The 26,075-nt window shown below is 71.2% G+C and carries 24 protein-coding genes and 1 pseudogene; 11 read left to right on the top strand and 14 right to left on the bottom strand.

Features of this window, described 5'->3' with window-relative positions; translation table 11 throughout:
- Positions 1–47 precede the first annotated feature (47 nt).
- Both M1L60_RS33635 and M1L60_RS33630 read left to right on the top strand, forming a co-directional pair.
- Positions 48–1,646, top strand: coding sequence for a protein kinase domain-containing protein (locus M1L60_RS33635; protein ID WP_253241601.1), 1,599 nt, complete (start codon positions 48–50; stop codon positions 1,644–1,646).
- A 38-nt stretch (positions 1,647–1,684) separates the two neighbouring features.
- On the top strand, positions 1,685–2,233 hold the full coding sequence (locus M1L60_RS33630) for a phospholipase (protein ID WP_253241600.1): 549 nt from the start codon (positions 1,685–1,687) through the stop codon (positions 2,231–2,233).
- A gap of 37 nt (positions 2,234–2,270) precedes the next feature.
- Here the strand turns inward: M1L60_RS33630 and M1L60_RS33625 are convergent, their stop codons facing one another.
- Both M1L60_RS33625 and M1L60_RS33620 read right to left on the bottom strand, forming a co-directional pair.
- On the bottom strand, positions 2,271–2,975 hold the full coding sequence (locus tag M1L60_RS33625; protein WP_253241599.1) for an anti-sigma factor: 705 nt from the start codon (positions 2,973–2,975) through the stop codon (positions 2,271–2,273).
- Complete coding sequence (locus tag M1L60_RS33620) at positions 2,972–3,526, bottom strand: sigma-70 family RNA polymerase sigma factor (protein ID WP_253241598.1); 555 nt, start codon at positions 3,524–3,526, stop codon at positions 2,972–2,974. The genes M1L60_RS33625 and M1L60_RS33620 overlap by 4 nt, the downstream gene beginning before the upstream one ends.
- Positions 3,527–3,707: 181 nt before the next feature.
- Here M1L60_RS33620 and M1L60_RS33615 point away from each other — a divergent pair, with 181 nt between their 5' ends.
- Positions 3,708–4,226: a DUF4333 domain-containing protein gene (locus M1L60_RS33615; protein WP_253241597.1), complete on the top strand. Its 519-nt coding sequence runs from the start codon at positions 3,708–3,710 to the stop codon at positions 4,224–4,226.
- Between the two features lie 8 nt (positions 4,227–4,234).
- Here M1L60_RS33615 and M1L60_RS33610 read toward each other — a convergent pair whose 3' ends face one another.
- Entirely contained in the window at positions 4,235–4,723 is a 489-nt protein-coding gene (locus M1L60_RS33610; protein ID WP_253241596.1) for a COG4315 family predicted lipoprotein, read from the bottom strand.
- Positions 4,724–4,895: 172 nt separating this feature from the next.
- Here M1L60_RS33610 and M1L60_RS33605 point away from each other — a divergent pair, with 172 nt between their 5' ends.
- The gene (locus tag M1L60_RS33605; protein ID WP_253241595.1) at positions 4,896–5,885 is read left to right on the top strand and encodes a CHRD domain-containing protein; all 990 of its coding nucleotides are present in this window, start codon (positions 4,896–4,898) and stop codon (positions 5,883–5,885) included.
- Between the two features lie 33 nt (positions 5,886–5,918).
- Here M1L60_RS33605 and M1L60_RS33600 read toward each other — a convergent pair whose 3' ends face one another.
- The 3 genes from M1L60_RS33600 to M1L60_RS33590 form a co-directional block, all read right to left on the bottom strand.
- On the bottom strand, positions 5,919–8,828 hold the full coding sequence (locus tag M1L60_RS33600; protein WP_253241594.1) for an AfsR/SARP family transcriptional regulator: 2,910 nt from the start codon (positions 8,826–8,828) through the stop codon (positions 5,919–5,921).
- Positions 8,829–8,945: 117 nt separating this feature from the next.
- Positions 8,946–9,554 carry a DUF1345 domain-containing protein gene (locus M1L60_RS33595; RefSeq protein WP_253241593.1) on the bottom strand — a complete coding sequence of 203 codons (609 nt, stop codon included), beginning with the start codon at positions 9,552–9,554 and terminating at the stop codon, positions 8,946–8,948.
- A gap of 128 nt (positions 9,555–9,682) precedes the next feature.
- Positions 9,683–10,519, bottom strand: coding sequence for an alpha/beta fold hydrolase (locus M1L60_RS33590; RefSeq protein WP_256517664.1), 837 nt, complete (start codon positions 10,517–10,519; stop codon positions 9,683–9,685).
- 460 nt (positions 10,520–10,979) lie between these two features.
- Between M1L60_RS33590 and M1L60_RS33585 the strand changes: the two genes are divergently transcribed.
- The 5 genes from M1L60_RS33585 (at position 10,980) to M1L60_RS33565 (ending at position 16,267) form a co-directional block, all read left to right on the top strand.
- Complete coding sequence (locus tag M1L60_RS33585; RefSeq protein ID WP_253241592.1) at positions 10,980–11,510, top strand: sigma-70 family RNA polymerase sigma factor; 531 nt, start codon at positions 10,980–10,982, stop codon at positions 11,508–11,510.
- 38 nt (positions 11,511–11,548) lie between these two features.
- Complete coding sequence (locus M1L60_RS33580) at positions 11,549–12,010, top strand: MarR family winged helix-turn-helix transcriptional regulator (RefSeq protein ID WP_253241591.1); 462 nt, start codon at positions 11,549–11,551, stop codon at positions 12,008–12,010.
- Between the two features lie 132 nt (positions 12,011–12,142).
- Positions 12,143–13,765, top strand: a complete 1,623-nt coding sequence (locus tag M1L60_RS33575) for a peroxidase family protein (RefSeq protein WP_253241590.1) — start codon at positions 12,143–12,145, stop codon at positions 13,763–13,765.
- A 128-nt stretch (positions 13,766–13,893) separates the two neighbouring features.
- Positions 13,894–14,835: a hypothetical protein gene (locus M1L60_RS33570; RefSeq protein ID WP_253241589.1), complete on the top strand. Its 942-nt coding sequence runs from the start codon at positions 13,894–13,896 to the stop codon at positions 14,833–14,835.
- A gap of 67 nt (positions 14,836–14,902) precedes the next feature.
- A complete protein-coding gene (locus tag M1L60_RS33565) occupies positions 14,903–16,267 on the top strand; it encodes a neutral zinc metallopeptidase (RefSeq protein WP_253241588.1) in 1,365 nt (454 codons plus the stop codon).
- Between the two features lie 156 nt (positions 16,268–16,423).
- Here the strand turns inward: M1L60_RS33565 and M1L60_RS48380 are convergent.
- Positions 16,424–16,786: pseudogene (locus M1L60_RS48380) on the bottom strand (M20/M25/M40 family metallo-hydrolase); the annotation flags it as partial.
- Between the two features lie 267 nt (positions 16,787–17,053).
- Positions 17,054–17,587, bottom strand: a complete 534-nt coding sequence (locus tag M1L60_RS33560; protein ID WP_253241587.1) for a Pycsar system effector family protein — start codon at positions 17,585–17,587, stop codon at positions 17,054–17,056.
- 332 nt (positions 17,588–17,919) lie between these two features.
- Between M1L60_RS33560 and M1L60_RS33555 the strand changes: the two genes are divergently transcribed.
- Positions 17,920–18,258: a hypothetical protein gene (locus M1L60_RS33555; protein WP_253241586.1), complete on the top strand. Its 339-nt coding sequence runs from the start codon at positions 17,920–17,922 to the stop codon at positions 18,256–18,258.
- 76 nt (positions 18,259–18,334) lie between these two features.
- Here M1L60_RS33555 and M1L60_RS33550 read toward each other — a convergent pair whose 3' ends face one another.
- The 3 genes from M1L60_RS33550 to M1L60_RS33540 all read right to left on the bottom strand — a co-directional run bounded on the left by M1L60_RS33550 (position 18,335) and on the right by M1L60_RS33540 (position 21,043).
- Positions 18,335–19,210: an alpha/beta hydrolase gene (locus M1L60_RS33550; RefSeq protein ID WP_253241585.1), complete on the bottom strand. Its 876-nt coding sequence runs from the start codon at positions 19,208–19,210 to the stop codon at positions 18,335–18,337.
- Positions 19,211–19,282: 72 nt separating this feature from the next.
- Positions 19,283–20,044, bottom strand: coding sequence for a dioxygenase family protein (locus tag M1L60_RS33545; protein WP_253241584.1), 762 nt, complete (start codon positions 20,042–20,044; stop codon positions 19,283–19,285).
- Between the two features lie 108 nt (positions 20,045–20,152).
- Positions 20,153–21,043 (bottom strand): AraC family transcriptional regulator, encoded by an 891-nt coding sequence (locus M1L60_RS33540; protein ID WP_253241583.1) that lies wholly within the window; start codon positions 21,041–21,043, stop codon positions 20,153–20,155.
- A gap of 200 nt (positions 21,044–21,243) precedes the next feature.
- On the opposite strand from M1L60_RS33540, the gene M1L60_RS33535 reads away from it, so the two are divergent.
- Positions 21,244–22,878 (top strand): protein kinase domain-containing protein, encoded by a 1,635-nt coding sequence (locus M1L60_RS33535; RefSeq protein ID WP_253241582.1) that lies wholly within the window; start codon positions 21,244–21,246, stop codon positions 22,876–22,878.
- A gap of 54 nt (positions 22,879–22,932) precedes the next feature.
- Here the strand turns inward: M1L60_RS33535 and M1L60_RS33530 are convergent, their stop codons facing one another.
- The 3 genes from M1L60_RS33530 to M1L60_RS33520 all read right to left on the bottom strand — a co-directional run bounded on the left by M1L60_RS33530 (position 22,933) and on the right by M1L60_RS33520 (position 26,047).
- On the bottom strand, positions 22,933–23,301 hold the full coding sequence (locus M1L60_RS33530; RefSeq protein ID WP_253241581.1) for a DUF6924 domain-containing protein: 369 nt from the start codon (positions 23,299–23,301) through the stop codon (positions 22,933–22,935).
- Between the two features lie 58 nt (positions 23,302–23,359).
- Entirely contained in the window at positions 23,360–25,243 is a 1,884-nt protein-coding gene (locus M1L60_RS33525; protein ID WP_253241580.1) for a penicillin-binding transpeptidase domain-containing protein, read from the bottom strand.
- A 138-nt stretch (positions 25,244–25,381) separates the two neighbouring features.
- Positions 25,382–26,047, bottom strand: a complete 666-nt coding sequence (locus M1L60_RS33520; protein WP_253241579.1) for a trimeric intracellular cation channel family protein — start codon at positions 26,045–26,047, stop codon at positions 25,382–25,384.
- Positions 26,048–26,075: the final 28 nt, after the last annotated feature.

Raw genomic sequence — 26,075 nt, 5'->3', positions numbered from 1 at the left:
GCCGGTCCGTCGTAGAAGCGTCAGCACTGCGCATCGAGAGGATCGAGATGAGTGGCAGCAGCACGCCGTCCGACCGTGGCCTGGTGGCCGGCCGCTACCGGCTGCTCGATCTGCTCGGGCAGGGCGGCATGGGACGGGTGTGGGAGGCGCACGACGAGCTGCTCGGCCGGGCCGTCGCCATCAAGGAGGTCGCGCCCGAGGGCTTGAGCCCGGCCGAACTCGGCGACCTGCACGAGCGGGCGATCCGCGAGGCGCGGGCCATCGCGCAGATCGACCACCCGCATGTGGTCCGGATCTTCGACGTGGTCGAGCACGAGGGCAACCCCTGGATCGTCATGGAGCTGGTGCGGGGCCGCTCGCTGTACGACGAGGTGAAGTGGGAGGGCCCGCTCGATCCGGCGCGGGCCGCCCGGCTGGGCCTCGACCTGGTGGGCGCGCTGCAGGCCGCGCATCGGGTCGGCGTGCTGCATCGCGACGTCAAACCGGCCAACGTGCTGCTCGGCCGGGACGGCCGGACCGTGTTGACCGACTTCGGGCTGGCCACCTCGGTCGGCGACTCGACGATGACCAGGACCGGCGTGATGCTCGGATCACCGTCGTACCTGGCGCCCGAGCGCGCCCTCGACGAACCCGCGTCGGCGGCGTCCGACCTGTGGTCCCTGGGAGCGACGCTCTACTCCGCCGTCGAAGGCCGGCCACCCTACGTACGCTCATCGCCCATGGCGACGCTGGCCGCGCTGACGGTCGACCCGCCCACCGCGCCGAAGCAGGCCGGCCTGCTCGAGCCCGTCCTTGAAGCCCTGCTCGAGAAGGACCCGGCCGCACGGGCCACCGCGGCGGAGGCGACCGAGCTGCTCCGCTACGTGCTGTCCGAGCCGAATCCGCGGGCGGTCGAGCCGCCGGTCGAGACAGCAGCCCCTCCGGTACGGACGGAGCCGCCCCGGCCCACCCGGCGCCGGCGCGGCCCGGTCGTGGTCCTGCTGGCCACGGCGACGGCCGTCGCCGTGGCAACAGCGGCTGCGCTGTTCGCCGGCCAGGATCCGCCGGACGTGGTCGCGCAGTTCGCGACGAGTCCGGACCCGGTGGACCGCCAGGAGGCCCTGGTGCCGCTACCGGCGGTGGAACCGTCGGCACGGGCGTCGGCCACCCCCGGCCGCGCGCCGAGCTCGCCGTCCTCCCGCCCGGCTCGTCCGTCTGCGACAAAGACTCCGAGCAGCAGCGCTCCCCCCGTCCGGCCCACCGCGAGCAAGAGCCCGAGCCCGGCCCCGATCCGCCTGACCTTCGAAGCCGAGTCGTACACCGACAACAACGGGACCGAGGACTCGTTCCCACCGACGGCCAGCGGTGGCCGTGCCGTGGGGCACACGGACAACGGTGACCACGTCGGCTATCGCAACCGGTCGCTGGCCGGTGTGCGCAAAGTCGCCCTGCGCTACGCCGCGGGTGGTGGTGACACGGTCATCGAGCTCCGCAGCGACTCCGCGACGGGCACGCTGCTGGCCACGGTCGCGCTCCGCGGTACGGCGAACTTCAGCACCCATGCGACCGCGACGGCGACTCTGGACAGGACCACGTCGGGGCCGCTGTTCATAGTCTTCCGCGGCCCTAAGGCCTCGGACATCGACACCGTCACGTACCGCTCCTAGTGCCGGACCGGCCGACGCGGGTCCAAGAAAGGATTCTGATGCCCCGTTACAGAGGTCTGGCAGTCGCCGCTGTGGCCGTGATGACCACGCTCGTCGCGCCCGCCTCGGCGGCACAGGCCGCGGACCCGACCGACAAGGCGGCGGTGCTGGCGGCCTGGACGCAGCCCGCCGCGGCCAGCTACACGGCCTGGAACAACGCACGGCTCAATCAGGCCGCATGGGCCTCGTACGGCTTCGACTGGACCACGGACTACTGCACGACCAGTCCGGACCAGCCCTCCGGCTTCGACTTCCGGCTGGCCTGCCGGCGCCACGACTTCGGCTACCGCAACTACGACGCCGCGGGCCTCTTCCCCGCCAACAAGACGCGCCTGGACGAGACGCTCTACGCCGACCTCTCCCGCCGGTGCGACACCTACAACGCCATCGTCCGTCCCGCCTGCGACGGCTTGGCCTGGACCTACTATCAGGCGGCCAGGCAGCTCGGCAGGCCGAAGGTCAGCCCGGCCGAACTGGAACGGGCGGAGCGGATGAAGAACGACGCGCTCCGCCGGGCCGCTGCGGAGCCGGGGGCATCCCGGCGCTGACTGAGCTGGCGCCGGCCCGGCCGGGCCGGCGCCAGGATCACAGGGTGACCCGGACGAACACCCGGCCCTGCTCGTTCACCACCCGGACCGCCGTGACCTGGGCCGGGTCGACCAGCGCGCTCCCGTCCAGACTGGTGCCCTCCGACTCGCCCGCGGCGGAGACCACCCAGCTACCGGCCACCAGCGTGGCCCCGCCCCGGTCGATCACCTCCAACCGGCACCGCTCCCCGGCCGGGATGCCGGACACCACGGCGTGCAGCCGCACCCACCCGGCGGCCGGGGCCACCGCGAGCCGCATCCGGGCGCTGGTGGCCGGATCGGTCGTCTCCGCCAGCCGGGCCTCCGGCCGCGACGACGCGTTCTGCGCCACCGCGTCGCCCGGGACGCCGGACGGACGGACCACCGCACCGGCGCCGAACGCGGCCACCGCGGCCACCGCCGCGGCCACACCGATCAGTGCCGTACGCCGCCGGCGAAAGCCGGTCGACTCCGCCCGCACCTTCCGCAGGGCACGTTGGAGGAGCAGGTCACCGCCGTCCGGCGGGCCGTCCATGCGCATCGGTTCGGGCACCGCGGCCAGCGCGTCGCTCCACGTCCGCAACGAGTCGATCTCGTCCCGGCACTGCTCGCAGCCGGCGAGGTGGTTCTCGGCCCGGGCTTTGTCCTCGTCGCCGAGCGTCTGCATCAACAGGCCCGCCATGTCGGCGTGGTCGCCGAGGGACGCCTCGTTCCCGCTCGTCATACGACCGACCGCTCCTTCATCGTCTCGTCGGCGGCGTGCAGGTCACGCAGCGCCCGTAAGCCATAGAAAACACGGGACTTGACCGTGCCCGGCGGCACGCCCAGAACCTCGGCCGCCTCAGCGATGCCGTAGCCGTGCAGATAGGTGAGTTCCAGCGCCGCCCGGTGCTCGGACGAGAGCCGGGCCAGCGCGTCGAGGACGACCATGGAGGCGACCACCTGGTCGGCGTGGTCCCTTTCGGTGGCCACGTCCGGTGGTGCCTCGAAGGTCTCGGGCGCGCGCCGGGAGCGGGCCCGCACCTGGTCGTGGAAGAGGTTGCGGACCACAGTCAGCAACCAGCCGCGCACCGAGCCCTTGCCGTCGGAGCCGAGGTCGTCGGCGTGACGCCAGGCGCGGACCAGCGCTTCCTGGACGATGTCCTCGGCCGCGGCCCGGTCGCGGGTCAGCTGGTTGGCGTACCCGAGCATCGCCCGGCCGTGCTCGGCGAACAGCGATCGAACGAAGGCCTCGTCGGCCACTTCTCGTCGGCGTGCGCTTTTCGTTGTCGGCATGGCTTCCATTCCTGCTCAGGCCCCGGCAGGGGGCTGGACACTCCTCCTGACGTGGTTCGGCCCGGTCTGTTCAGGAACCGGCTGTTCGGCGGCGAACGCCACAGTCCGCCCAGGTGAACTCGTCAGCGGCGCAGGCGTCTTTGTCTGCGCAACGGTCCGCCGGAACGAGAGGCACACGACGATGGCGCTGCCTGAGACTCCCGATCCCGCCACACCGGCCGCCGGAGCGGGAAAAGCCTCCGGGCGGGCGAAAGTGCCGCCCTACATGGCCCGCCCCCGTCCAGAACACGCGCCTCCTCCTGGCTGGAACTGGCAACCAGCGACCGGCTGGACGCCTCCGCCGCCGATGGTCCACTACGTCGCCGATCCGGCCCGGCGCAGCATTCCCCGGCGCCGGAGCACGGTGCCGGTGGCCCTGACCGCCGGCGCGGTCGCCGTCGCCCTGGCCGTCACCGGCCTGGTCGCGGCCGGACCGTTCGGTTCACGAAACTTCGAGACCGCGTCGCTGGAACAGGGCGTCCTGGCCGTGGTGCGCGACACCTACCTGCTCGACGTCCAGCGGATCGCCTGCCCGCGTAAGGTGCCGGTGCGGCCGGGCCTCCGGTTTTCCTGCAACATCCAGGCCGATGGCCAGGCCGGGTCCGTCACCGTTCGCGTGCTCGACGACTCGGGCCGGTACGAGGTCGTGCGGCCGGTGTGAAGCCACGGCTACGCGTTGGGCATCTTCTTGACCAGCTTGCCGTCGACGTCGACGGCCCACCATTGACCGTCCTCGTCGCCCTGACCGTCCACGTCGCCGGCACCCAGGTCGGCGACGTAGTAGTAGAGCGGCCAGTCGCCGTATTTCACCTGGGCGACGTCCCCCTCGCGCTCGATCGCAGTCAGCTTGGCCGCATCGACACCCGGCCCGGCCTTGGTCTGCGCCTCGGCCAGGTAAGGCGGCCACACCGCCGTGCAGTCCTCCTGGCACGAACCGAATCCCTCCTTGTCCGGCGTGAACGCGTAGAGCGTGCGGCCGGACTGGTCGGTCAGGATGTCCCCCAGGGCCGTCGTCTGCACTCGGACCTCGGCCCCGCCCTCGGCCGGCGCGGCGGCCGAGCTCGCGGGCCTGGCCGCCGGCTCCTCGGTCTTCGCGTCACCACAGGCCCCCAGGGCCACCAGAGCGACCGCGCCGGTGACGACAATGGACTTTCGCATTGTTCCTCCTCGCTGACGAATGTCGGCACCGGCACTCCGCCTCCGCACCACCGGTTCAGCGAAACGATCTCCGTGTGACGGGGCTAACGATCGGCGAACCGCCGCCGGGAAGGTGGCGTGTGGTCCGCATCGCCGAACCAATCACGGCTCGGCTGACGCGAAAGGAACGTCCATGCGATTCCCGACCCTGATTTCCACGACTGTTCTCGCCACAGCGGGCCTCGTGGCGGCTCTGGGGACACCGGCGAGCGCGCACGAGGGACACGGCCACGGCTCGGCCGCCGCGGCCGGTCAGCAAGTCCGGCCGGCCGCGGCGGCGCCGGAGCCGAGCCTGGCCGAGGGTGTGGAGCGCTCCCGGCAGCGCGCCTTCTACTTCGCCGCCACGATGAGCGGGGACCAGGAGGTGCCGACCGCGGGTGGGCCCGCCGTGGGTGACCCGGACGGCCGCGCGACCGCCGTGGTACGGGTCCAGGGCAACCGGGTAAGTTTCGTGGCGACCTGGCGCAACCAGCAGGCGGCCACGCTGTTCCACTTGCACGAGGGCCGGCGTGGTCAGAACGGCGACGTCCGGGTCACCCTGCTGGGCGCCGCCCTGCCCGAGACGGTTACCTCGGTCGCCGGCGTGGCCCGGGTCGACGACGCGCGGATCGCCCGGGCCATCGTCTCCCGCCCCGAGCAGTTCTACGCCAACCTGCACACCAAGGAGTTCCCCGGCGGCGCGACCCGCGGCCAGCTTCGCCCGGTTCGCGGCGGCAAGCTGCTGGCCCTGCTCAAGGGGGGCAAGTTCGAGGCCTTCATGTCCGGTGACCAGGAGGTGCCGACCGAGGGCGGGCCGGCCGTGGGCGACCGCAACGGCCGGGCGGCCGGCTTCGTGACCCCGCGCAACCGTTTCCTGAACTACGCCTTCGCCTGGACCCGGATCTCCGAGCCGACGCTGGGTCACATCCACCGCGGTGAGCGCGGCACCAACGGCGATGTCGTGGTCCCGCTGTTCGCCACCCCGATCCCCGACGGTGTGGTCGCGTTGTCCGGCACGGTCCCGGTGACCGACGCCGGCCTGCTGCGCGAGATCAAGGACCGTCCGCGCGACTTCTACCTGAACCTGCACACCGAGGAGCAGCCGGGCGGCGCCGTCCGGGGCCAGCTCTCTGCCCGCCGCTGACCTCGGCGGGGCACCTCGAGCCCCGTCGGCCGTTCAGGCCGACGGGGCTCGGACCTTGCCGCTGTGTGTTCGGAGGGCTCGCGCCGGTTCGAGGCGCGCCAGGCGATCCTCGATCCGCGCCCGCTCCGGCACCGGCTGCTGGCCGATCAGGTCGAGGGCCTGTCGCCAGGCAGCTCGGGCGGCGTGGGGTTCGTTCAGGCCCAGGGCCGTGTCGCCCAGCTCCAGCAGACAGTTCACCGTGTTCATCCGCCAGCCGCTCCGCTGATAAAAGTCGGCCGCCCGTTTCCAGGCTGCCCGGGCGGCCACGAGATCGCCTTTGACCCGGGCCGTCCGGGCCAGGGTCTCGTAGCACAGGGCCTGACTGTCGGCGTCGCCCCGGGCCTCGGCGATGGCCAGGGCCCGGTGACCCAGATCCATGCCGATGTCCGGGCGGCCGAGGGCCGAGTGCTCGTCGGCCAGCAGGCAGAGCACAGTGATCTGGGCGGTCAGATCGTTCAGCGACTCGAACAAGCGAAGGGCGCGCTCGTAGTGGGCCACGGCCTCGCGACGGCTGCCGAGCGCCGAGCTCACCTGGCCCAGATTGCGATGCACGAGCGCCTGCTCGCGACACAGCCCGAGCCGGCAGAAGAGGTTGAGGGACTGCTGGAGCAACGGGATCGTGCCGTCGTGCCGGCCCAGCGCGAACTCCGCGCCGGCCAGGCCGCGGGCCATGTGAGCGCGGCCGAGGTCGTCCCCGGCGGCGACGGCAGCCTCCAGACCGGCTCGGGTGATCGCGGCCCAGTCGTGCCACCAGCCCTCGCGTTGCAGGAACTTCTGCATGCTGACCACCAGCGGCCAGGCCGACGAGACCCGGTCCTCCTCGATTTCGCGCTGCACCACGGCCTTGAGAACATCCCGGTCCGCGTTGAACCAGGCCTCAGCGTCCGCGGCAGTGGTCAGGCTGGCCGTGAACACACCCGCCACCACCGCAGGCGGGTCGAGCACCAGGGCGGGCCCCAGAAGCAGGTCCGCTTCGTACGCGGTCCGGCGGTAGTGATGGAACAGACGGTGAGCCGCCTCGGCCCGGACCTCGCCGTCCGGGCCCTGGCGAAGCAGTTCCTGGGCGTACGCCCGGATGAGGTCGTGCGTGGTGAAGCGACCGACCCGGTGCTCGGTGAGCAGGCCGGTGCGGACCAGCTCCCCGGCGAGCACCCGGGCCTCCGCCGGCGGAACACCGACCAGGCTGGCCAGGGCCGGCACTGTCATGTCAGGTCCTGGGTGGAGGGACAACAGCCGGAACATGGTCGCGGCGCGCTGGCTGAGCATCCGGTACGACCACGAGAAGATCGCCCGCAGGTCGTTGTCCATGTCGTTGTTCGAGAAGCCGTCGAGGCTGCCCTGGGCGTCCCGCAGTTCCCGGGCGATGTCGGTCAGCCGGAAGGCGGGGTGGACGAGGGCCCGGGCGGCCACCACGGCCAGGGCCAGCGGAAGCCGCCCGCAACGGTCGATGATCTCGTCGACCGCCTCGGGCTCGCGCTCGGTCCGGGTGGCGCCGATCCGGGCGGTGAGGAACTCCCGGGCGTCCTCGATCGGCAGAACATCCAGCGTCATCAGGAACGCGCCGTGGGCCGTGGCCAGCCCGGTCAGGCGTTTCCGGCTGGTCACCAGGACCAGGCAACCGGCGCTGCCCGGCAGCAACGGGCGCACCTGCTCGACGCTGCGGGCGTTGTCGAGCACCACCAGGAACCGGCGCCCGGCCAGCACACTGCGGTAGAGCCCGGACCGGGCGTGGTGACTGGCCGGGATCTCGGTGTCCGGGACACCGAGGGCGTTGAGGAAGCCGCGCAGGGCCTCCGCGGGGTGCAGCACCGACTGCTCCGGATCGAAACCCTGAAGATCCACGTAGAGCTGCCCGTCCGGGTACGCGTCGGCGAGCTGATGAGCCAGGTGGATGGCCAGCGCCGTCTTCCCGATCCCGGGGATTCCGTCGATGGCCAGCACCGGCACGGTGGCCTGGGTCAGAACATGACCATTGACCAGGCCGACGGTTCGCTGCTGGGCCTCGCCCCGCCCGGTGAAGTGCGGAAGGTCGGCCGGCAGCTGGGCCGGAAGCACCGCGGCCGTGACCGGAGTCCCATGATTCTGCGTACGCCCGGGATAGACGGCCGCCGGCGAGCTGGAACTGTTCGGCGCGAGGACCGACTGGTAAGCATCGCGCAGTTCCTCGCCCGGGTCGACGCCCAGCTCCTCGGCCAGCCGGCGACGGACGTCCTGGAACAGCGCGATCGCCTCGGCCTGCTGCCCGTCGGCCGACAACGCCAGCAGCAGCCGCGACTGCAGCGCCTCGTCCCACTGCCGGTGCTCGGCGACACGCCTCAGCACGGGCAGGATCGACCGGACTCGGTCGAGACGCAGGGCCAGCGAGGCCGCTTTGCGGGCCAGGTCCGCGCACTCGTGGTCGACGGCGCCGAATGCCGCATGGTTGTAGGAGACGAGCTCGGACGCGCCGCCGCACGGTCCGCGCCACAGAGCCAGCGCCTCCTCGTAGGCGGTCATCGCCTCGGCCGGCCGGCCGGCCAGCTCGTCGGACCGGGCCCGGTCGGCCAGCTCCCGGAACCGCAGCAGGTCGAGGTGGGCGGGGTCGACCCGCATCCGGTAGCCGGCCGCGTCGCCCAACAGCCAACGACCGGGAGACCGGGCCGGCAGGCCGGGCTCGAACAGCCGGCGCAACGTGCCCACGTAGCGGTGCACGACGTTCAGGGCGCTCGGGGGCGGCTCCTTGTCCCACAGCACCTCGACGATGTCGCCGATCCCGACCGGCCGCCCGGCGTTGGCCAGCAGCAGAGCCAGGATCAGGCGCTGCTGCCGGGCGCCGAGATCCAGCTCGGCGCCCCGACGCCAGACCCGCACTGGTCCGAGCACACCGAAACAGGTCGTGGATTCTTCGTCGTCGGTCGGAGACACGGGACTGTCCTCCTCAGCAGTTCTGAGTCGCAGAGCAGGAAAAGGGAGCCGCGGCGTGCTGACCACCGGTCGGTGTGCCGCGGGCCGGGCTCCCCTCCGGGCCCGGCCCGCGGTGGCTCAGCCGGAGATGACGCTGACGGCGATGGCGATGGTCACGGTGTTGTACAGAAAGCCCAGGATCGAGTGCGACAGGATCTGCAGACGCATGCCGGAGGTCTGCGTCTCCACGTCCGACACCGAGAACGTGGTGCCGAGCGTGAACGAGAAGTAGGCGAAATCGATGAACGTCGGCCGATCCGTGTTGGGGAAGACCAGCACCTGCTCGGGCAGACTGCCGTAGTAGGTCTTGGAGTACCGCTCGGCGTACCCGAAGTGCAGGATGGCCCAGGCCAGCGCGATGGCCGGGACACCGACGAGCTTGGCCGCCTGCTGATCGCCGTCCTCGCTCAGGACGATCATCAAGCCGGCGATGATGCCGACCAGGCTGGTGAAGATGGTGAAGATCAGCCCGGCGCGGCCGCCGAGGCCGTGCGAGAGCCAGCCGGCCGAATCGCCGTTGCGGGCTCGGCGCAGGCTGCGGATGCGGGTCGCGATGTAGACGACGGCCAGAAGATCCCAGCACGCGATCCAGACCGTAGTGTTCTCGAGCACCACCACCATGACGCCGAGGACGATGAGTGCCGCCTCGATGAACCGGGAGGTGATGAGCGCCACCTTGCTTGTCATGAACGTTCCCTCATGATCGGTTTCGGTTTACCTCCCGCTACGACGCAACCCACGGGTCGCAGTTCATCGCTCGCCGGCCTCGCCCGGCCGGCCGGTCACGGAGCCGGCCGGCCGGGCGTACCCGTCGCTCAGCGGGTGGCTCGGGCGGCCCGCTCGATCAGATCGGCGACGGCCTGGGGCTCGGAGACCGTGACGGCGTGCGACGCGTTGATCTCGACCGTGTGCGACTTGGCCCGCTTGGCCATGAACCGCATCGACTCGGCCGGAATGGCCAGATCCTGCTTCGTGATCATGAACCAGGACCGGATCGACTTCCACGCCGTCCTGGTCGCCTTCTCGTCCAGAGCCGCGCTCGTGATCGGCCGCTGGGTGGCGGCCATCAGCGCTGCCTCCTGACGCGGCACGTCGGCCGCGAACACCCGGCGGAACTGGTCCTGCTTGATGTAGAGGTCGGTGCCCGCGCCGGCGCCCGGCACCGTCACCGGGACCTCGTTGAGCGCCTCGCCCAGCTGCCCGCCCGGGAACTTCGCGGCCAGGCCGGACGTGCTCTCACCCTTGTCCGGGGCGAAGCTGGCGATGTACACCAACGCCTTCACGTCCTTGTCGCCGTCGGCGGCCTCACTCATCACCGATCCGCCGTACGAATGTCCGGCGAGCACGATCGGGCCCTTCACGCTGGCGAGCACCGTACGCACGTACTGGGCGTCCGAGTGCAGACCGCGCAGGGGGTTCGACGCCGCCACCACCGGATAACCGTCGCGTAGCAGCCGCTTGACCACGCCGTTCCAGCTCGACGAATCGGCGAACGCCCCGTGCACGAGCACCACCGTCGGCTTCTGGGCCGACGGGCGGGACTGCGCCACCGCGCCGGCCGAGCCGGCGACGAGCGCGGCCACCGCGACACCGGCGGTCAGGACGGTCCGCAGGGCCACTCGCCGCGGCGTACTCGAGAACTGACGTTTCATGGTCGGGTTCCTTCCGAAAGGCGATCCGGGCATCGGACCGCTGTGGCATCCACAGTGATCTCCCGGGCGACCGGGTGAATCAGTCATTCGCCTGCCGTGGACGTGGACCCGCCGCGGTGCGCCCCCGCGAGGACCCATCCCGTTCACCCGGAAAGCCCGATTCGTGGAAGCTGGGCCACGGGGCTGGGCCCTCGGCCGAGTCGGGCCGCGTCATGGGCTGCGGTAGTCGCACCCGACGCGGTTAGGTCATTCGACAGATCTCGGGGCTCGGCCCACCCCGATGCAACTTCCGGTACTCTGAGTGACTGGCTCGGCGACCGGCGTTGACATATTGTCAATAGCCTCTGAAATTGTCGACCGGCGTCAGTCCACAACGACGTAACTAGCAATTAAGTAGGATTACACAGGCGATTTCTTACGCTCTCCCGGACTCAGCCACAATCGCCACCGGGATGTAGCCATGACCACCGTGACCAGCGTCGTCAGCCGAGAGAACGCCGATACCCGATTGCGGCAGATCCAGCGCGACAACGGCGCGGCACTGTTGCATTTCCTGCAGGGCCTGCTGTCGTCGACGGCCGTGCACACCGCCGAGGACCTGGTTCAGGAAACCCTGCTCCGAGCCTGGCGGAACATCGACTCCGTACCGGTCGAGCCGGAGTCCCAGCGGCGCTGGCTGTTCACCGTGGCCCGCCGCCTGGCCATCGACGCGTACCGCAAGCGGCAGTCACGGCCGGCCGAGGTCGGCCTGACCGGGACCGAGCCGGCCACCGTCGCGAGCGAGGCGGCCGAGACGGTGATCGCCCTGCTCGCCCTGCGGCAGGCGGTGAACGAGCTCAGCACGGCCCACCGGTCCGTGCTCCGCGAGCTGCACTTCGAGGGCCGCACCTTCGACCAGGTGGCCGCCCGGCTCGGAGTTCCGATCGGCACCGTCAAATCCCGGGCCCACTACGCCATGCGGCAACTGCGGGACGAGCTGACGGTCCGGTAGACGGCGATGGCGATCCGCTGAAAGGAAGGCGAACTTCTATGAACACCGCCGTTGTCCCGGACCCGGGCGGCGACCTCTTGTCGCCGCCCGAAGAACAGTTCTTCAATTTGTTCCTGAGCGCCGCTGCCGCCGTGCACCGGCGGGTCAGCGCCGATCTCGTCCGGGATCACAGCATCACTCTCAGTGACTATCGGGCCCTGCGAAGCCTTGACGTCGCCCCCGACCGGCGTATGCGCCTGCAGGCGCTGGCGGACGCCAGCTTTCTCTCGCGGAGCCGGATCAGCCGGATGGTCCGGACTTTCGAACGCCGTGGTCTCGTACTCCGCGAGCGCGCCGAGGACGACGGCCGCGGCTGGTACGTAAACCTCACCCCGGCCGGGCAGAGCTGGCTCACCTACTTCGCGCACTCCTACGCGTTGAGCATTCGCCGCCACGTGCTGAGCGCTCTGGATCCGGCCGCGGTCCGGGCGGTGACGGCAGCCGCCCAGCGGCTCGTCTGACGTAACCGACGCCGCCGGGTTCACTCTGGACAGGAGAGCCCGGCGTCACCCTCCGGCCCCTGAACGAGGTACCTGTGCTCGCGTCGATGTGGGAGAGACCCAACGCGATCGACCCGAGACGAGGGACCGCCGATGAGGCACACGCGCACGAGCTACTACATCGCCGGTGAGGGGACCGTGGACGACAGTCTGCGGGGTGGCCGTGGGACGAAGGAGCCGCTGCGGGCTTTCCGCTTCTCCCGGATGGGGCCGAAGGGCCGGCCCCTCGACCGTGCGGTGCTCGAGAAGGTGGCGCGCGCGATGACGGCGCCGGTCGCGGCGAAGCCGGACCGGGCCCGGCCGGATGCTCCGGCGGTCGCCGCCGGGTACACCTACCTGTCCCAGTTCGTCGGCCACGATCTGACGATGGACCGCACCGGCGGACGCCTCGACGAGCAGGTCTCCCTGCGAGACCTGATTCAGGGGCGGTCGCCCGCGCTGGACCTGGATTCCGTCTACGGGCGGGGACCGCAGGATGCCGACGACGACCAGCTCTACGCGCCCGACCGGGTCCGGTTCAAGGTCGGCCTCACCGCGGCGATCGCCGGCGACGGGACCGACGTCAACCTCAACGGGTACGACCTGCCCCGGGTCACCCACGGCGGGACCAAGGCCGAGCGGCAGGCCCCGCTGATCGCCGACCCCCGCAACGACCAGAATCTGCTGCTGGCCCAGACCCACCTGGCCTTCCTGCACTTCCACAACCGGGTCGCCGACCAGCTCGCTGAGGACGGGCTGACCGGCCCGGCCCTGTTCCGCGCGGCCCGCGAGACGGTGGTGCGCCACTACCAGTGGATGGTCCGCACCGACGTGCTCCCCCGCATCGTGCAGCCGTCGATCCTGCACGACGTCTTCACCCACGGCCGCCGGTTCTTCGAGGTCGGCGAGACCGACACGCCGACGCTGCCGATCGAGTTCGCCGTGGCCGCCTACCGGTTCGGGCACAGCATGGTCCGGCGCACGTACGACTGGAACCGCATCTTCGACGGCGAACGCGGCACGCTGCCCCTGATGTTCGTCTTCACCGGCCTCAGCGGCAATTTCGATCCGACCGCAGCGGATGTCAACGACCAGGAATCCGGCCCGTTCGAACGCCTTCCGACCAACTGGGCGGTGGACTGGCGACGCCAGTACGACTTCGCCGGCGAGAACGGCCGGCCCGACCTGGCCGCGCCGGACGGGATCAACGTCGCCCGCCCGGTCTCGACCGTCCTGGTCGACCCTCTCGAAACGTTGCCCGAGGGCGCCTTCGGCGGCGCCGGCACCGCCCCGGGACGGGTCGAGCTCAATCAGGCATTCCGTGATCTGGCCCGCGCCGCCACCATGAACCTGGCCAGTGGCCAGCAGATGGCGGAGTTGCTGGGCGTGCGCCGGCTCAGCCCCGAACAGATCCTCACCGGTGGGCACGGGGCGGTCCTGGACGAGCTCACCAGCGCCGAGCGGACGGAATTCGCCCGGAACACCCCGCTGTGGTTCTACCTGCTGCGGGAGGCCGAGCTGGCCGGAGGACGGCTCGACGGCGTGGGCGGGCGCATCGTGGCCGAGGTTTTCCACCGGGTGCTGGAGGCCAGCCGTACGTCGATCGTCCGTGACCGATTCTGGCACCCGACCCTGGGCCCGTCGCGGGACACGTTCCGCATGACCGATCTGCTGCTCTTCGCCTTCCACGGCCGCGCGGATCGGTTGGCCCCGCTCGGCGACAATCCGCCGCTCTGAGCCCGGCCGGTGATCGGCAACACAAACAGACCGAACGTCCCGGCCGCGCTGAACCGTGGGCCGCGAGCCGTCGTATGGACCGCGAATGACGCCGGAGGACGGCGTCGAATCCTCAGGAGAAACCACCCATGAACAAGAAGAGTTTGATGGCGTGCGCCCTCGCAGCGACCGGGGCTGTCCTGCTGTCAGCCTGTTCGAGCGGCGACAGCTACGACGCCGTCGGACCGGCCCCGGCGCTCACGACGCCGGCCTCCGCCGTGCCGGCCGCCGACAACCTGGGCGGCCTGGCCGCCCTCACCTCGGGCACCGCGTCGTCCAACAAGGCCGAGCCCGAGACCGGCGACTGGGCTCTGCCCAACGGCGGCGCGCCTCGGACCGCCCAGAGCGAGAAGGCCGCCCGCTGGGTGCAGATCACCCGGAGCCGGGCCGGCGAGCTCGATCCGGTTCTGGTCAACGGGGCCCGGCTCACGCTCTACCGGTTCGACAAGGACTCCGCCAGCCCGTCGCGGGCCACGTGCAACGGCGAATGCGCCCAGACCTGGCCGCCGGTGCTCGTCAAGCCGGGCGGCAAGATCTTCATCGCCGGCGTCAAGCGTTCGGCCGTCGGGGTGGTCCGCCGCGATGACGGCAAGCTCCAGGTCACCGTCAAGGGCTGGCCCGTGTACCGCTTCGCCAAGGACACCCGGCCCGGCCAGACCAAGGGTCAGGGCGTCGGCGGAACCTGGTTCGGTATCACCCAGGACGGCACCAAGGCCGGCGTGCGGGACGAGGACGACGGCGAGCAGGTCCCCGACATCAACAACGGCGACGCGGGCTCGCGCCGGACCGCCACCTTCGTCACCCTGTTCGACGAGCGTGACTTCCTGGGCTCCTCCCAGGGCGTCTCCGGCTCCGGCTGCGTCGACCTCAGCCGGCCCATGACCGCCGGCTCGCTGAGCACCGACGGCACCGCCAAGCTCTGGTCCCAGCCGAACTGCAAGGGCACGTCCAAGGTCATCGACGCCGACGTGAACGACCTCAGCGACGATCTCGGCTTCGACGACCGGATCGCCTCGATCTTCTTCGGCTGACCACGCCGACCGCCTCGGGTGGACCCGGCGAACGCCGGGCCCACTCGTACTTCTGACGAGGACGTTCATGATGCGACGCCTGCTACCGCTGGTCGCCGTGATGCTGACCCTGGCCGGCTGCAGCCGTACCGTGGCCGGTAAGGCTGTGCCGGAGATGTGGACTGCCGACCGGGTGGCCGGGCTGGCCATCACCGACGGGCTGAGCGGGCTGCGGGAGGACGCGCCCGCGCCCCAGGCCGAGGTCACCGGGGCCGGGAACGGGCGGATCGACCGGCTCGCCATCGCCGCGGTCGAGGACGTGCAGCAGTTCTGGCTCACCGAGTTCCGTTCCCTGGGCCGGGGCGAGTACCGGCCGGTGGCCAACCTGCTTTCCTACGACTCCGCCGTCGGCGCCGGCCAGGCCTGTGGCGCCGAGACCCGGGGACTGGTCAACGCCTTCCATTGCCCGTCCGAGGATCTGGTCGCGTGGGACCGGGGCGCGCTGCTGCCCGATCTGGCCGAACGCTTCGGTGACATGGCCGTGGTCACGGTGATGGCGCACGAGATCGGTCACGCCGTCCAGTCCCGGCTCGGTGTGAGCGGCCGCACGATCCTGCTGGAGCAACAGGCCGATTGCTACACCGGCGCCTATTTCCGGCTCGTGGCCGCGGGCGAGTCGCCGCGCTTCACCCTGTCCACCGGTCCGGGTCTCAATCAGGTGCTGACCACTATGTTCTTCATCCGGGACTCCCCCGGCTCGGCCGTTGACGCGCCCGATGCCCACGGCAACGCCTTCGACCGCGTGTCGGCGTTCCAGGCCGGTTTCGGTGAGGGACCGGTCCGGTGCGCCCGGATGGACGAGTCCGAGGTGGACCGCCGGGTCACCCAGGAGACGGCCGACACCGCCACCGCCGACGAGGGCCAGCTGCGGCCGAGCGACCCCGACGCCCGCGCCGATCTCGAAGCCACCGTACGCGCGGTCTTCGGGGCCGACCAGCCATCGGTCGCCACCGAGCCGGTCTGTGGCGACGCACCGGCCTCGTTCTGCCCGGACCCGGGAGTCGTCGCACTGGATCTCGACGCCCTGGACCGCATCGCCGCCCCGGCGCGGGACGGCGGACTCGGTGATTTCGCCGCTTTCGCCGAGGTGGTGTCCCGTTTCGCGCTGGCCCGGGAACTGCGCTCGGGCCGGCCGGTCGAGGGACTGGTCGCCGCTCAGCGAGCGGCCTGCCTGACCGGCGCCTGGGCTGCGGCCATCGGTCCCGGGGACGGCCAGGCGCTGGGCCTGTCCCCGGGTGATCTGGACGAGGCGGTGGCCGAGATGCTCGGCCGGCAGTCCCGGATCGCGGCCGACGTCACCGGGGCGGCCGTGCCCTCCGGGTTCGCCCGGGTGGACGCCTTCCGCACCGGCTTCAACCGTGGTGTCGAGGTGTGCGCGACCCTCGGTGGCTGAGCACGAACTAGGGCGCCGGCATCGACGGAGGTCACCGTGACCACGACGGGGTCGAACGGGTCGAATCGCCGGCTGATCATCGTCTGGATGGATGTGATGATCGGCCGCCACCGGGACGGGGTCGGTGGCGACGTGCGGCCGCGAGGTATGGCCGCCCCGGCCCTGCACCGTCACGGTGAGCGAGTCGGTGGCACCCATGATCGTTCCCGGCTCGCTGCGGAAGACGCCGCGTGGCGTCTCGTAGGAACGTACATGCAGGCCGTACGCCGCCCGTGCCCGCTCCCCAGCCGCATCGAGGACGCCTTCCTTGATCATCCGGTCGGCGCCGTCCCAACCCTCCTCACCCGGCTGGAACATGAGAACGACGTCACCCGCGAGCGCCGCACGGTTCCCGGCCAGCGCGCGGGCCGCGCCGACCAGGGCGACCGTGTGCAGGTCGTGCCCGCAAGCATGCATGATCCCGGGCACCCGGCTGGCGTAGTCGAGCCCGGTCTTCTCGGTGAGCGGCAGGGCGTCCATGTCGGCCCGCAGCAGTACGGCCGGACCGGGCCGGCCGCCCCCGCAGCACCGCGGTCACCGACGACAGATCCCGTCCCCGGGATCTCCACATCCAGGCCGTCGAGGGCCTCGAGAACCGCCGCCTGGGTACGGGGCAGGTGCAGGCCCGCCTCGGGATGGGCGTGCAGGTCGCGCCGCAGACGCACCAGTTCCGGCTGCAGACGGTGCACCGTCTCGGGCAACGCGTTGCTGTGGTCGACATCGGACATGGGAACAGCTCCTGACGGTTCAGAGGGGAAGGAAGCCACCGAGCAGGCAGATGGCCAGCCCGGTCGGCATGGCGATCAGGCCCCAGCGCACCAGGCTGCGTTTGCGCCCGATGGTGCGCCGGGTACGCCAGAGACGCGCGACCGGATCCTCGTCCGGGTTGTGGGCCACAGCCAGTGCCCACTGGCGCAGAATCGCCAGGTCGGCTCCCACGAGCGGCCCCGGTACCGGCACCCGGGTGTCGGGCCGGTCGCCATAGGTGGCGGCCCGGCCGACCAGTCCGAGCGCGCCGACCGCGACCGCCGCTCCCAGCCACCAGACGATCGAGGCCACTGTCGGCAGGTTCACCGGCGACCAGCGGCCGGCGAAGAAGCCGGTGACGATCGCGCCGCTGGCCACGGTGAGCGCGGCCATCAACCGCGCCGCCTTGTTCTCCTCATGTCCCAGCTCCACCAGCGCCTCGTCCAGCAGCCGCAGGGTGACCTCCGGCAGCCAGGGCGGCGGCGCCGGAGCGATGCCGGCCGGCAGGATCTGGGTATGTGCAGAGTTCCGCATATCTGAACCGACGAACGGTGGCGGCCCTGGTTCGCTGATGTGAGAGGGCCGACCCGGGCCGGGTGGATGACGGCCTTCGGCTGGAGGCGTACGAAGACCGTCATCCGTCATGTCCGACGGAGCTCGGACCATGAGGTTCAGTCGCGTCCGGAAGAATGCGTGCTACGAATTCCGGCCGGTCGAATTCAAGACGAAGTGAAGTTAATTCTGTCTATATAGTCATAGCCCGCGCGGTTGCCGATCGATGGCGCCGGAGAAAGGCTGGTGTCGCTCGATCACATGCCTCGACGAAGGCTCGTCCTCGTCCGGGAAATCGATCAGGAGGTTTCAGCATGGGCAAGAGAATGCGTACTCTCGCGGGTCTGACCGCAGCCGGCGTCGCCGCCGTGATCGGCTTGCAGGCGCAGCCGGCACAGGCCGCCATCGAGGTTCCGGACTCCGGGCTGACCATTTTCGAGGGCACGTTCGCCGAGATCCTGCTCCACGTGGCCGAACCGGACGGCGCGTGCCTGGCCATGCCGCCGACCGCGGCCTCGCTCACCGGTGAGCGGATCGTCGCGCAGGTCAGTGCCTTCAGCGGCCCCGGCTGCACCGGGCTTCAGCAGAACCTGGGCACGTTCCGCACGTTCACGGCGGGCAAGTACCAGTCCTTCCGCGCTTACTCGTTCTGACCGGCCCTGCCGCCTTGCGATCCCCCGTTCGCGAGGCGGCAGCGCGCCCTCGACAGACCGGGCTGAACGGGCCGGATCACGGCGTACCGACCGTGGTCCGGCCCGTCTCGTACAACCGGATGTACTGCCCGCGCAGCTCGCCCTCGTCCGGCCGACCGGCGAGGGACAGGGTGTCGTGGCCGAGACCGGTCAATTCCGGCACCACCAACGTGGGCAGAAGAATCTCGCCGACGCCGACGCCGACGCCGGCGATGCGGGCCGGCACGGCCGTCGCCGCCGCGGTGTCGACGACGTCGTCGAGCGCGCTGATGACCAGGGCGATCGAGCGCAGACCAGCCGGTCGCGCCGGCTTGACGAGGTGACGGGTGATCGCCAGGTACCGGCTGACCGATCTCAGCGAGTATCCGCGGCTGGTGACCCGGTCCGGCAGAAGGCCCCGCCCGTACAGGAAGGTCAGGGGTCGCAACAGCGAGGCCGGCACCTGGCCCGGAGCCGGGCCGAAGAACGGCGAGAGCAGCAGGAGCCGGTTCACGGCCGGGCCGCTCTGCTGCGTCAGCCAGGTGGCCAGGATCGCGCCGGCCGAGATCCCGACGACACCGACTTCGCCCCCGAGCCCGGCGGCGATGTCCAGACCTCTGGTCGCGTACATGGTGAGGCCGCTGGTCGTGATGCGGCGGTGGTCCCCGGGATCGGTCGTGCCGTGACCGGGCGCCCGGGGGACCCAGACGTTGTAACCCCGCGCGTGGAAATCGCCGGCCAGGGCGTCCATCTGCTCGGGTCCGTGCGTGTAGCCGTGAAGCAACAGCACTGCCCGCTCGGTTCGCGATCCGTGACTGAGCAGGCGACTGTGCGACTGCGGCCGGACCGTTCGGTCGGCAGCGTCGGCCGCGATGACCGCCTGGGCCGCCCGGGTGGCCGCCGCGAAGCCCGAGTTTTCGTCGAGGGATCTCATCGAACGATCAGACGAGCCGGGACGGCGCTGGTTCAGGTCGGCTGTCCCACAACCGACCCGGAGCCGGCGGTGCTAGCGAGCGGTGTGCGGCTCGAGCACGAAGTCGTAGGTCGCGATCCGTACGTCCCCGTCGAGCTCGACCGGTGCGATGAGCCCGTCGCGCACCGCGTTGGCGGCGTCCGTGGCGAGGTAGTCCCCGTCCGCGAAGTAGAGCTGAGTGGTCAGCACCTCGTGGTCCGGGGCCGTCACCTGGAGGTGGAGATGAGCCGGCCGGTAGAGATGCCGTCCCAGCTCACGCAACACGCCGCCGATGGGGCCGTCCCCCGGAACCGGGTAGGGCGCCGGCTGAATGGTCGTCACCTCGAAGGTGCCGTCGACCGCGGTGCCGAAGCGGCCCCGTAGGTTCCACGCCGGGATGCCCGGCATGATCCCGGAGTAGTTGCCGTCGGCGTCGGCCTGCCACATGTCGAACTCGGCGAACGGCAACGCCTCGCCAGTGGTCGACCGCACGGCGCCGCGGAAGATCAGGGTGTCACCCTTCTCGTCCGGCCGCCGCGGCATCATGTTCGGCGGCTCGAGGCGCGGTGCGCCCGGCAGATAGAAGGGGCCCAGCAGACCGAGCGGGCTGCCCTTGCGGTGGGCGCTCTCGACGTCGAGCGTCTCGGCCTCGAGGAAGACGTCGAACAGAATCGAACCCTCACCGGCCTGGACGCTGGCCAGAACGACCTCGGTGGCCTTGCGGTATTCCTCGTGGGTGATCCGGTGACGCTGAACAAGTTCGAGGAGGGTCTTCTCGAAGTCTTCGATGATGGCGATGAGCCGGTCATTGGGCATGGGATTTCCTTCCTGAGTTCTGCCAGGTGCGGCTCCCATCTTTTGCATTGGGGAAACGCAGGGGAATGCTCGATCGTCCCCCTTTCTTGAGTCGGCGTTCCACAGTGCTCACCGGTGCGACGCGCGGTAGCGGCTCGGGGACAGGCCGGTGAACCGGGTGAACGCGTGGCTGAAGGAACTCGGCGAACTGAAGCCCGTCTCGACCGCCACCGCGGCGATCGGGGCGTCGGTGTCGCGCAGGGCGGTCCGGGCCAGCCGCATCCGCCACTGGTGCAGGTACGCCAGTGGCGGCTCCCCGGACAGCGATTGGAACCGTCGGATGAACTTGCTCCGCGACATGGACACCGACCGGGCCAGGTCGGCGAGCCGCCAGGGATGGGCCGGCCGGTCGTGGATCAGGATCAGGGCGGGCCGCAACTCCGCGTCCGCGTAGAGGCGGAGCCAGCCGGCATCGGCCAGGCCCGGCGAACCCAGCACGGATCGCAGGACGTCGACCATGAGGACCTGCGCGTACTGCTCGGTGACGTGCGCGAAGCCGGGGCCGCGCCGGGACAGCTCGTGGACGATCCGGTCGAGCGGATGGCGGACGGCCGGGGCATCACGGACCCGGACCACCGACGGAAGCGCGTCGAGAATCCGTTCGTCGGGGCCGTTTCCGGGCTGCCGGATCAGGCCGACCACCTGCTCGCCCCCGAGGGGGACGAGCAGACCGGGCCGGTCGCCCAGGAGCCGATCGGCGCAGCGGGGCTCGACCGCCGGGTCGCTGGCCAGCACGAAAGGCACCCGCCCGCTGGGCAGGGTCAGCCCCTCGGCCTCCAGGCGCTCCGGGGCCGCACCGTCGGCGATGAGCCAGCCCGGGCCACGGACGATCACCGGCAGCCGTTTCCCGCCGCGGAAGCGCACGGCCCAGGGCCCGTCGCCCGCGGTGAATCCCCCGGTGATCCCGCACCTTCCACCATGGGTGGTGAGCGCCGCGGACAACGGATCGGTCTCGGACACCTCGGTACCTCCGTTCTCGTGCTGACGGGCCTGCCCCTTGCGAAGACGCGCTCAGCGCCATGGCGTTCACCGCGAATGTGAGAAGAATCCGGCGGCTCCTCGTGAACACACATCCAAAACAGCGTGGCCTGCGAAAACAGCCGCTTCGGACGTATGACCAGTAGGCATTCGACCAGGGGCGTCGGGGATAGCTTGCCGCGATGTCCCGTCCACCGCACAACCTCGTGGCCGACCGCTATCGCCTGGTCAGCACCATCGGCGAAGGCGGGATGGGCCGGGTCTGGCACGCCCACGACGAACTGCTCGGCCGTGACGTCGCCGTCAAGGAGATCACGCCCGAGGGGCTGACCCGCACCGAGTTGGGCGACCTGCACGAACGGACCATCCGCGAGGCCCGGGCGATCGCTCAGATCAGCCACCCGTCGGTGGTGCGCATCTTCGACGTGGTCACCGACGGTGGGACGCCGTGGATCGTCATGGAGCTCATCTGGTCGCAGTCCCTGCAGGCGGTCCTCGAGCATGACGGCCCCCTGACCCCGCCCGAGGCGGCCCGGATCGGGCTGGCGGTGCTGGCCGGCCTGCGCGCGGCGCACCGGGTGGGCATCCTGCACCGCGACGTCAAGCCGGCCAACGTGCTGCTGACCGAGGACGGCCGGGTGGTGCTGACCGACTTCGGCCTGGCTGTCCTGGCCGGCGACTCGTCCATGACCCGGACCGGCGTCGTGCTCGGGTCGCCGTCGTACCTCGCGCCCGAACGGGGTCTCGACGAACCGGACGGCGCCCAGGCCGATCTTTGGTCGCTCGGCGCCACCCTGTACGCCGCCATCGAAGGCCGGCCGCCGTACCAGAAATCGCACCCGATGGCGACCCTGACCGCCCTGCTGACGGAGCCCCCGCCGGTGTCGGAACGGGCCGGTGTTCTCGGACCGGTGCTGGCCGCCCTGCTGGTGAAGGACCCGCAGGAACGCGCCGACGTCGACGAGACGGAACGTCTGCTCCGCGAGGCCCTCGCGGGTGGCTCACCGACGCTGCCGACACCGCTGGCGCCGCCCGTGGAAAAGCCAGCCACGGTGGAGCCACTCACAGCGGAGCCGCCCGTTTCCAGCCCCTCGAAGCGCCGGCCGCGCTGGTTGATCCCGGCCGTGGTCGCGCTGGTGCTGGCGGGCGGGGTGGCCGTGGCCCGGCCGTTCACGCCGGTCGCCTCGGCCGGAGCGCCGACGGCGTCCGCCTCGTCCGTCCCGATGGGATCGGCCGGGTCGGCGGGACCGGCAACGCCCAGCCGTCCGGTCCCGGGCGTGACAGCCGGCGGCCCGGCTGGTACGGCCCCTTCGGTCCCGGGCCGCTCCCCGTCCGCTCCGGCTCCGGCTCAGGCCCCGGCCGCCGTCGCTCCGCCGGCCTCGAGCCGCCCCCCGGCCGCGCCCAGGACCACCACCCCCACCCCACCGGTGGCCGCCCCGGCCACCAAGACCGCCGCGGTCGGCAGTCCGATCTGGAACCACGGCACCAGTACGTGCCTCCACCTGCCGGGCCGCGGCCGCGAGGTGCAGCTGTGGGCGTGCGACGGCTCGGACAACCAGAAGTTCGACTTCCCGGGCGACGGCACGCTCCGGGTGCTCGGTCAATGCGTGCAGGCCACGTCGACCGGGACCGGCGCCCGTTTGCGGGGCGCCCGGTGCACCGGCTCGGCCCAGCAGCGGTTCGTCCTCAACGCGGCCCAGGACCTGATCCTCCTTCCCGCCGACAAGTGCGTGGACGTGCCCGACTGGAGCAGCGCGAACGGCGTTCCGGCACAGATCTGGACGTGCGCCGGCACCGACAACCAGAAATGGAACTGAGACCGCCGCCGGGACAGGGCCCCCGGCCGCCGCGGTCAAGGCCGACCAGTGGGGTCAGTCGGGAAAACCGCGGAACACCCCCGCGGGATCGGCGACGGCAGCGAATTCGCCGAAGCTCATACCGGTGACAGCCACCGTGCCGTGCAGGAGCATGACCCAGCCCGGCACGACGCGAAGTTCCGGCTCCGACGGGCCGGCCACGGCCAGCAGCTTGTGCTCGGGATCGGTCAGGGCTTCGCTGTCCGCGAGGAACACCACATCCAGATGGCCCTCGGTCGCGGCGGCGGCTCGGACCTCCTCGGCCGTCGCGCCCATCCAGTGCGCGTCATCGACGAAGAGCACCGGCCATTCGCCGCCGCCGAGGGTCACGGCGTCGCACAGGGAGCGCCACGCGGCATCCTCGGAAAGGTCCGTGCGCACCACGACGGCGTCCAGATTTCGCCGCTCGCCGAGCGAGGGAAGGCGGGGTCGCCTGGTCATGTCAGCCGTTCAGTCCGGTCAGGAAGCGGCGAACGACCGGCACGGCGGTCTCAGCGCCGGCACCGCCCTTCTGCACCAGGACAGCGAAGGCGACGTCGCCCTGCCAGCCGACGAACCAGGCGTGGGTCTCGGTCGAGGCGTCGTCGAACTCGGCGCTGCCGGTCTTGCCGAACACCGGACCGCCCTTGACGTTGTTTAGCGCACGGCCCGTGCCCGAGGTGACCACCTCACGCATCAGCCGTTTCAGACCGGCGGCGGCGTCCTTGTCGAGGGTGGCGCCGTCGGCGGCGGGCTGAGCCGGGGCCGGGTCGAGCACCAGCCTAGGCTGGACGAATCGGCCCCGGGCGACCGCCGCCGTCGCGCCGGCCATGGCGATCGGGCTGACCGCGGTCTGCCCCTGCCCGAAGGCGGCCTGGGCCAGTTCGGCCGGGTCGCCGGCCGCGGACACCTTGCCGCTGAACGCCTTGACGCCCAGATCCCACTGACCGCCGAGCCCGACCGCTGTGGCCGCGGACTGCAGGCCGGCTGCGCCCAGCTTGGGGGCCAGACCCACGAACGCGGTGTTGCAGGACTGGGCGAAGTCGACGTGGAAGGGCACCTCGCCCAGGGCCATGTCGTGTGCGTTCTTGAAGACCTGCCCGCCCGCCTCCTTGGTCTTCGGGCAGTCGACGGGCGTGTTCGGGTTCACCGCCCGCTTCTGCAGCAAGCCCAGGGCCGAGACCATTTTGAACGTGGACCCGGGCGGGACCTGGCCGGTCAGCGCCACGTTGTCCCCGCCGCCGTCGGGTCCGTTACTGACCGCCAGCACCGCGGAATCGCTGATCCGCACGGCGACCAGCGAGCTCGGCCGGGGCTCGGCGGCGGTCGCGCGATCGGCCGCCTGCTGCGTCGGCAGGTCGATCGTGGTCCGGACCGGCCGGCCGCCGACCGGCTCGGTGTGATGCAGCTCGGCCGGCTCGTCCCGGCCGTCACGTTCGATCACCACGGCGAGCGCCGGCGCTCCGCGTAGCCTGCTGTCGTAGCGCTGTTGCAGACCGCCGTGCCCGGCGTCGTCACCGGCGGCCAGGGTGCCCGGGTTGGCTGTGAGGTCGTCGGCCGTGACCGGGTCGACGGTGCCGAGCAGGGCGCGGGCGAACATCCGGCTCGGCGCCAGCTCCCGCTTCTGCTCGGTCAGCGTGACCCCGCGCAGCCTCCGCAGCGCCTTTTCCACCTTAGAGAAGTCGGCCCGCCGCAGGGTGACGACCTCGACCGGGCCGGCGGCGGTGGCCACGTCCCCGGGGTCGATCTGCACGCCGATCGTCTTCAGCGCCGCAGCCAGCTCCTCGGTGGCGGTGAATCGGGCCGGGTCCACCGTCACGACAACGACCGGCCGGGCCTCGACGATCGGCCGGCCGCCGGCGCCCAGGATCGCGGCCCGGTCGGCCTGGACCCGGCGCAGCGTGAGCTTGTCCCCGGCGACGAGTTCTTTCTGCACGATGGCGGGTTCCCAGATCACCTTCCAGCCGCCCTCACCGCGGGCGGTCAGCCGGACCGCGCTCTCGTACGACCAGGGACCCGCGGCGGCCAGGGTCCAGCCGACCTTGACGGCGCCAACCGCGTCGTCACCGGTCTCGCGGATGTCGCCGGCCCGGGTCATCCGCAGAGTCTCGAGCGGCATGCCGCCGGCCAACTCGGTCAGCTCGGCCTCCACGGCGGCAGCCTCGATCGGCTTCCCGGCGCTGTCGACGAAGTCCACCTCGGACAGCTTGCGGTCGTGCCAGGCGTCGAGGAAATCGTCCAGCGCGCCCCCGGCCCCGTCGGAGCCGCAGGCGGCCACGCCGGCGCCGAGCATCATCGCGGTCAGCAGGATCGCAGGCGCCCGCCGGGCGCTTCGGTCGAGTCGCATTCGTCGCTCCTTTCCTGCGTACGGGATGCCCGACACAGACAATCGGCCGGGGCACGACTTTCCGCGCCTTCACCGGCCGATCACCTTCATCGTGGCCGAACCGAGTTACCTGGATGTGGAGCGGAAGTTGAACCCGGCTCAGGCGGCCTCGGCGCCCTTGGCCCGCCGGGGCGTGAGGGCCCGTTGCTCGGGGAAGGTCCAGCCGAACCGCACCGCGCCCAGCCGGACGACCGTGGTGACGACGAGGCCGGCGAGGCCGGCCATCACGATCGGTGTGCCCAGGGCGACCAACACGATGAGGGTGGCCACCCCGGCCCCGGCGGCCACGGCGTACAGCGTGCCGACCCGCAGGAACGAGATCGGCCGGCTCAGGATGAGGTCGCGCAGCATGCCGCCGCCGATCGCCCCGATGACGCCGACGACCAGCGCCCCGGCCGCGCCGACGCCGAGCGACAGCGCCTTCGAGGCGGCGATCGCCCCGAACAGTCCCATCACCACCGCGTCCAGCACCGTGATCAGCCAGTGGACCCGCGCGAGCAACGGCTGCAGCACCATGCCGAGCACGGCCGCGCCGCCGGCCACCACCAGGTACCAGTTCTTCCAGATCACGACGGGCGGCTGGTTGAGCACGACGTCGCGCAGCAGGCTGCCGCCGAGCGAGACGGCGAGCCCGATGACGATGACCCCGAGCAGGTCGATGCGCCGGTGCTTCTCCCCGGCCGCGAACAGGGCGCCCTGCAGGCCACCGAGCCCAGCGGCGAGCAACTCGATCCACAGCGCCACTTGGAACGGTATGACGGACATGCGTCTCCCCCTTCGTTCTCGCCCTGCT

The organism is Paractinoplanes aksuensis, assembly GCF_024137025.1.
GTDB lineage: Bacteria > Actinomycetota > Actinomycetes > Mycobacteriales > Micromonosporaceae > Actinoplanes > Actinoplanes aksuensis.
The sequence above is the reverse complement of the archived record's forward strand: the minus strand, read 5'-3'. Positions and strand labels throughout refer to the sequence as shown.

Bases quoted from the DNA above. Each gene is read 5' to 3' on its own strand.
- M1L60_RS33635 (WP_253241601.1), top strand. From the start codon at position 48: ATGAGTGGCAGCAGCACGCCGTCCGACCGTGGCCTGGTGGCCGGCCGC.
- M1L60_RS33630 (WP_253241600.1), top strand. From the start codon at position 1,685: ATGCCCCGTTACAGAGGTCTGGCAGTCGCCGCTGTGGCCGTGATGACC.
- M1L60_RS33625 (WP_253241599.1), bottom strand. From the start codon at position 2,975: ATGACGAGCGGGAACGAGGCGTCCCTCGGCGACCACGCCGACATGGCG.
- M1L60_RS33620 (WP_253241598.1), bottom strand. From the start codon at position 3,526: ATGCCGACAACGAAAAGCGCACGCCGACGAGAAGTGGCCGACGAGGCC.
- M1L60_RS33615 (WP_253241597.1), top strand. From the start codon at position 3,708: ATGGCGCTGCCTGAGACTCCCGATCCCGCCACACCGGCCGCCGGAGCG.
- M1L60_RS33610 (WP_253241596.1), bottom strand. From the start codon at position 4,723: ATGCGAAAGTCCATTGTCGTCACCGGCGCGGTCGCTCTGGTGGCCCTG.
- M1L60_RS33605 (WP_253241595.1), top strand. From the start codon at position 4,896: ATGCGATTCCCGACCCTGATTTCCACGACTGTTCTCGCCACAGCGGGC.
- M1L60_RS33595 (WP_253241593.1), bottom strand. From the start codon at position 9,554: ATGACAAGCAAGGTGGCGCTCATCACCTCCCGGTTCATCGAGGCGGCA.
- M1L60_RS33590 (WP_256517664.1), bottom strand. From the start codon at position 10,519: ATGAAACGTCAGTTCTCGAGTACGCCGCGGCGAGTGGCCCTGCGGACC.
- M1L60_RS33585 (WP_253241592.1), top strand. From the start codon at position 10,980: ATGACCACCGTGACCAGCGTCGTCAGCCGAGAGAACGCCGATACCCGA.
- M1L60_RS33580 (WP_253241591.1), top strand. From the start codon at position 11,549: ATGAACACCGCCGTTGTCCCGGACCCGGGCGGCGACCTCTTGTCGCCG.
- M1L60_RS33575 (WP_253241590.1), top strand. From the start codon at position 12,143: ATGAGGCACACGCGCACGAGCTACTACATCGCCGGTGAGGGGACCGTG.
- M1L60_RS33570 (WP_253241589.1), top strand. From the start codon at position 13,894: ATGAACAAGAAGAGTTTGATGGCGTGCGCCCTCGCAGCGACCGGGGCT.
- M1L60_RS33565 (WP_253241588.1), top strand. From the start codon at position 14,903: ATGATGCGACGCCTGCTACCGCTGGTCGCCGTGATGCTGACCCTGGCC.
- M1L60_RS33560 (WP_253241587.1), bottom strand. From the start codon at position 17,587: ATGCGGAACTCTGCACATACCCAGATCCTGCCGGCCGGCATCGCTCCG.
- M1L60_RS33555 (WP_253241586.1), top strand. From the start codon at position 17,920: ATGGGCAAGAGAATGCGTACTCTCGCGGGTCTGACCGCAGCCGGCGTC.
- M1L60_RS33550 (WP_253241585.1), bottom strand. From the start codon at position 19,210: ATGAGATCCCTCGACGAAAACTCGGGCTTCGCGGCGGCCACCCGGGCG.
- M1L60_RS33545 (WP_253241584.1), bottom strand. From the start codon at position 20,044: ATGCCCAATGACCGGCTCATCGCCATCATCGAAGACTTCGAGAAGACC.
- M1L60_RS33535 (WP_253241582.1), top strand. From the start codon at position 21,244: ATGTCCCGTCCACCGCACAACCTCGTGGCCGACCGCTATCGCCTGGTC.
- M1L60_RS33525 (WP_253241580.1), bottom strand. From the start codon at position 25,243: ATGCGACTCGACCGAAGCGCCCGGCGGGCGCCTGCGATCCTGCTGACC.
- M1L60_RS33520 (WP_253241579.1), bottom strand. From the start codon at position 26,047: ATGTCCGTCATACCGTTCCAAGTGGCGCTGTGGATCGAGTTGCTCGCC.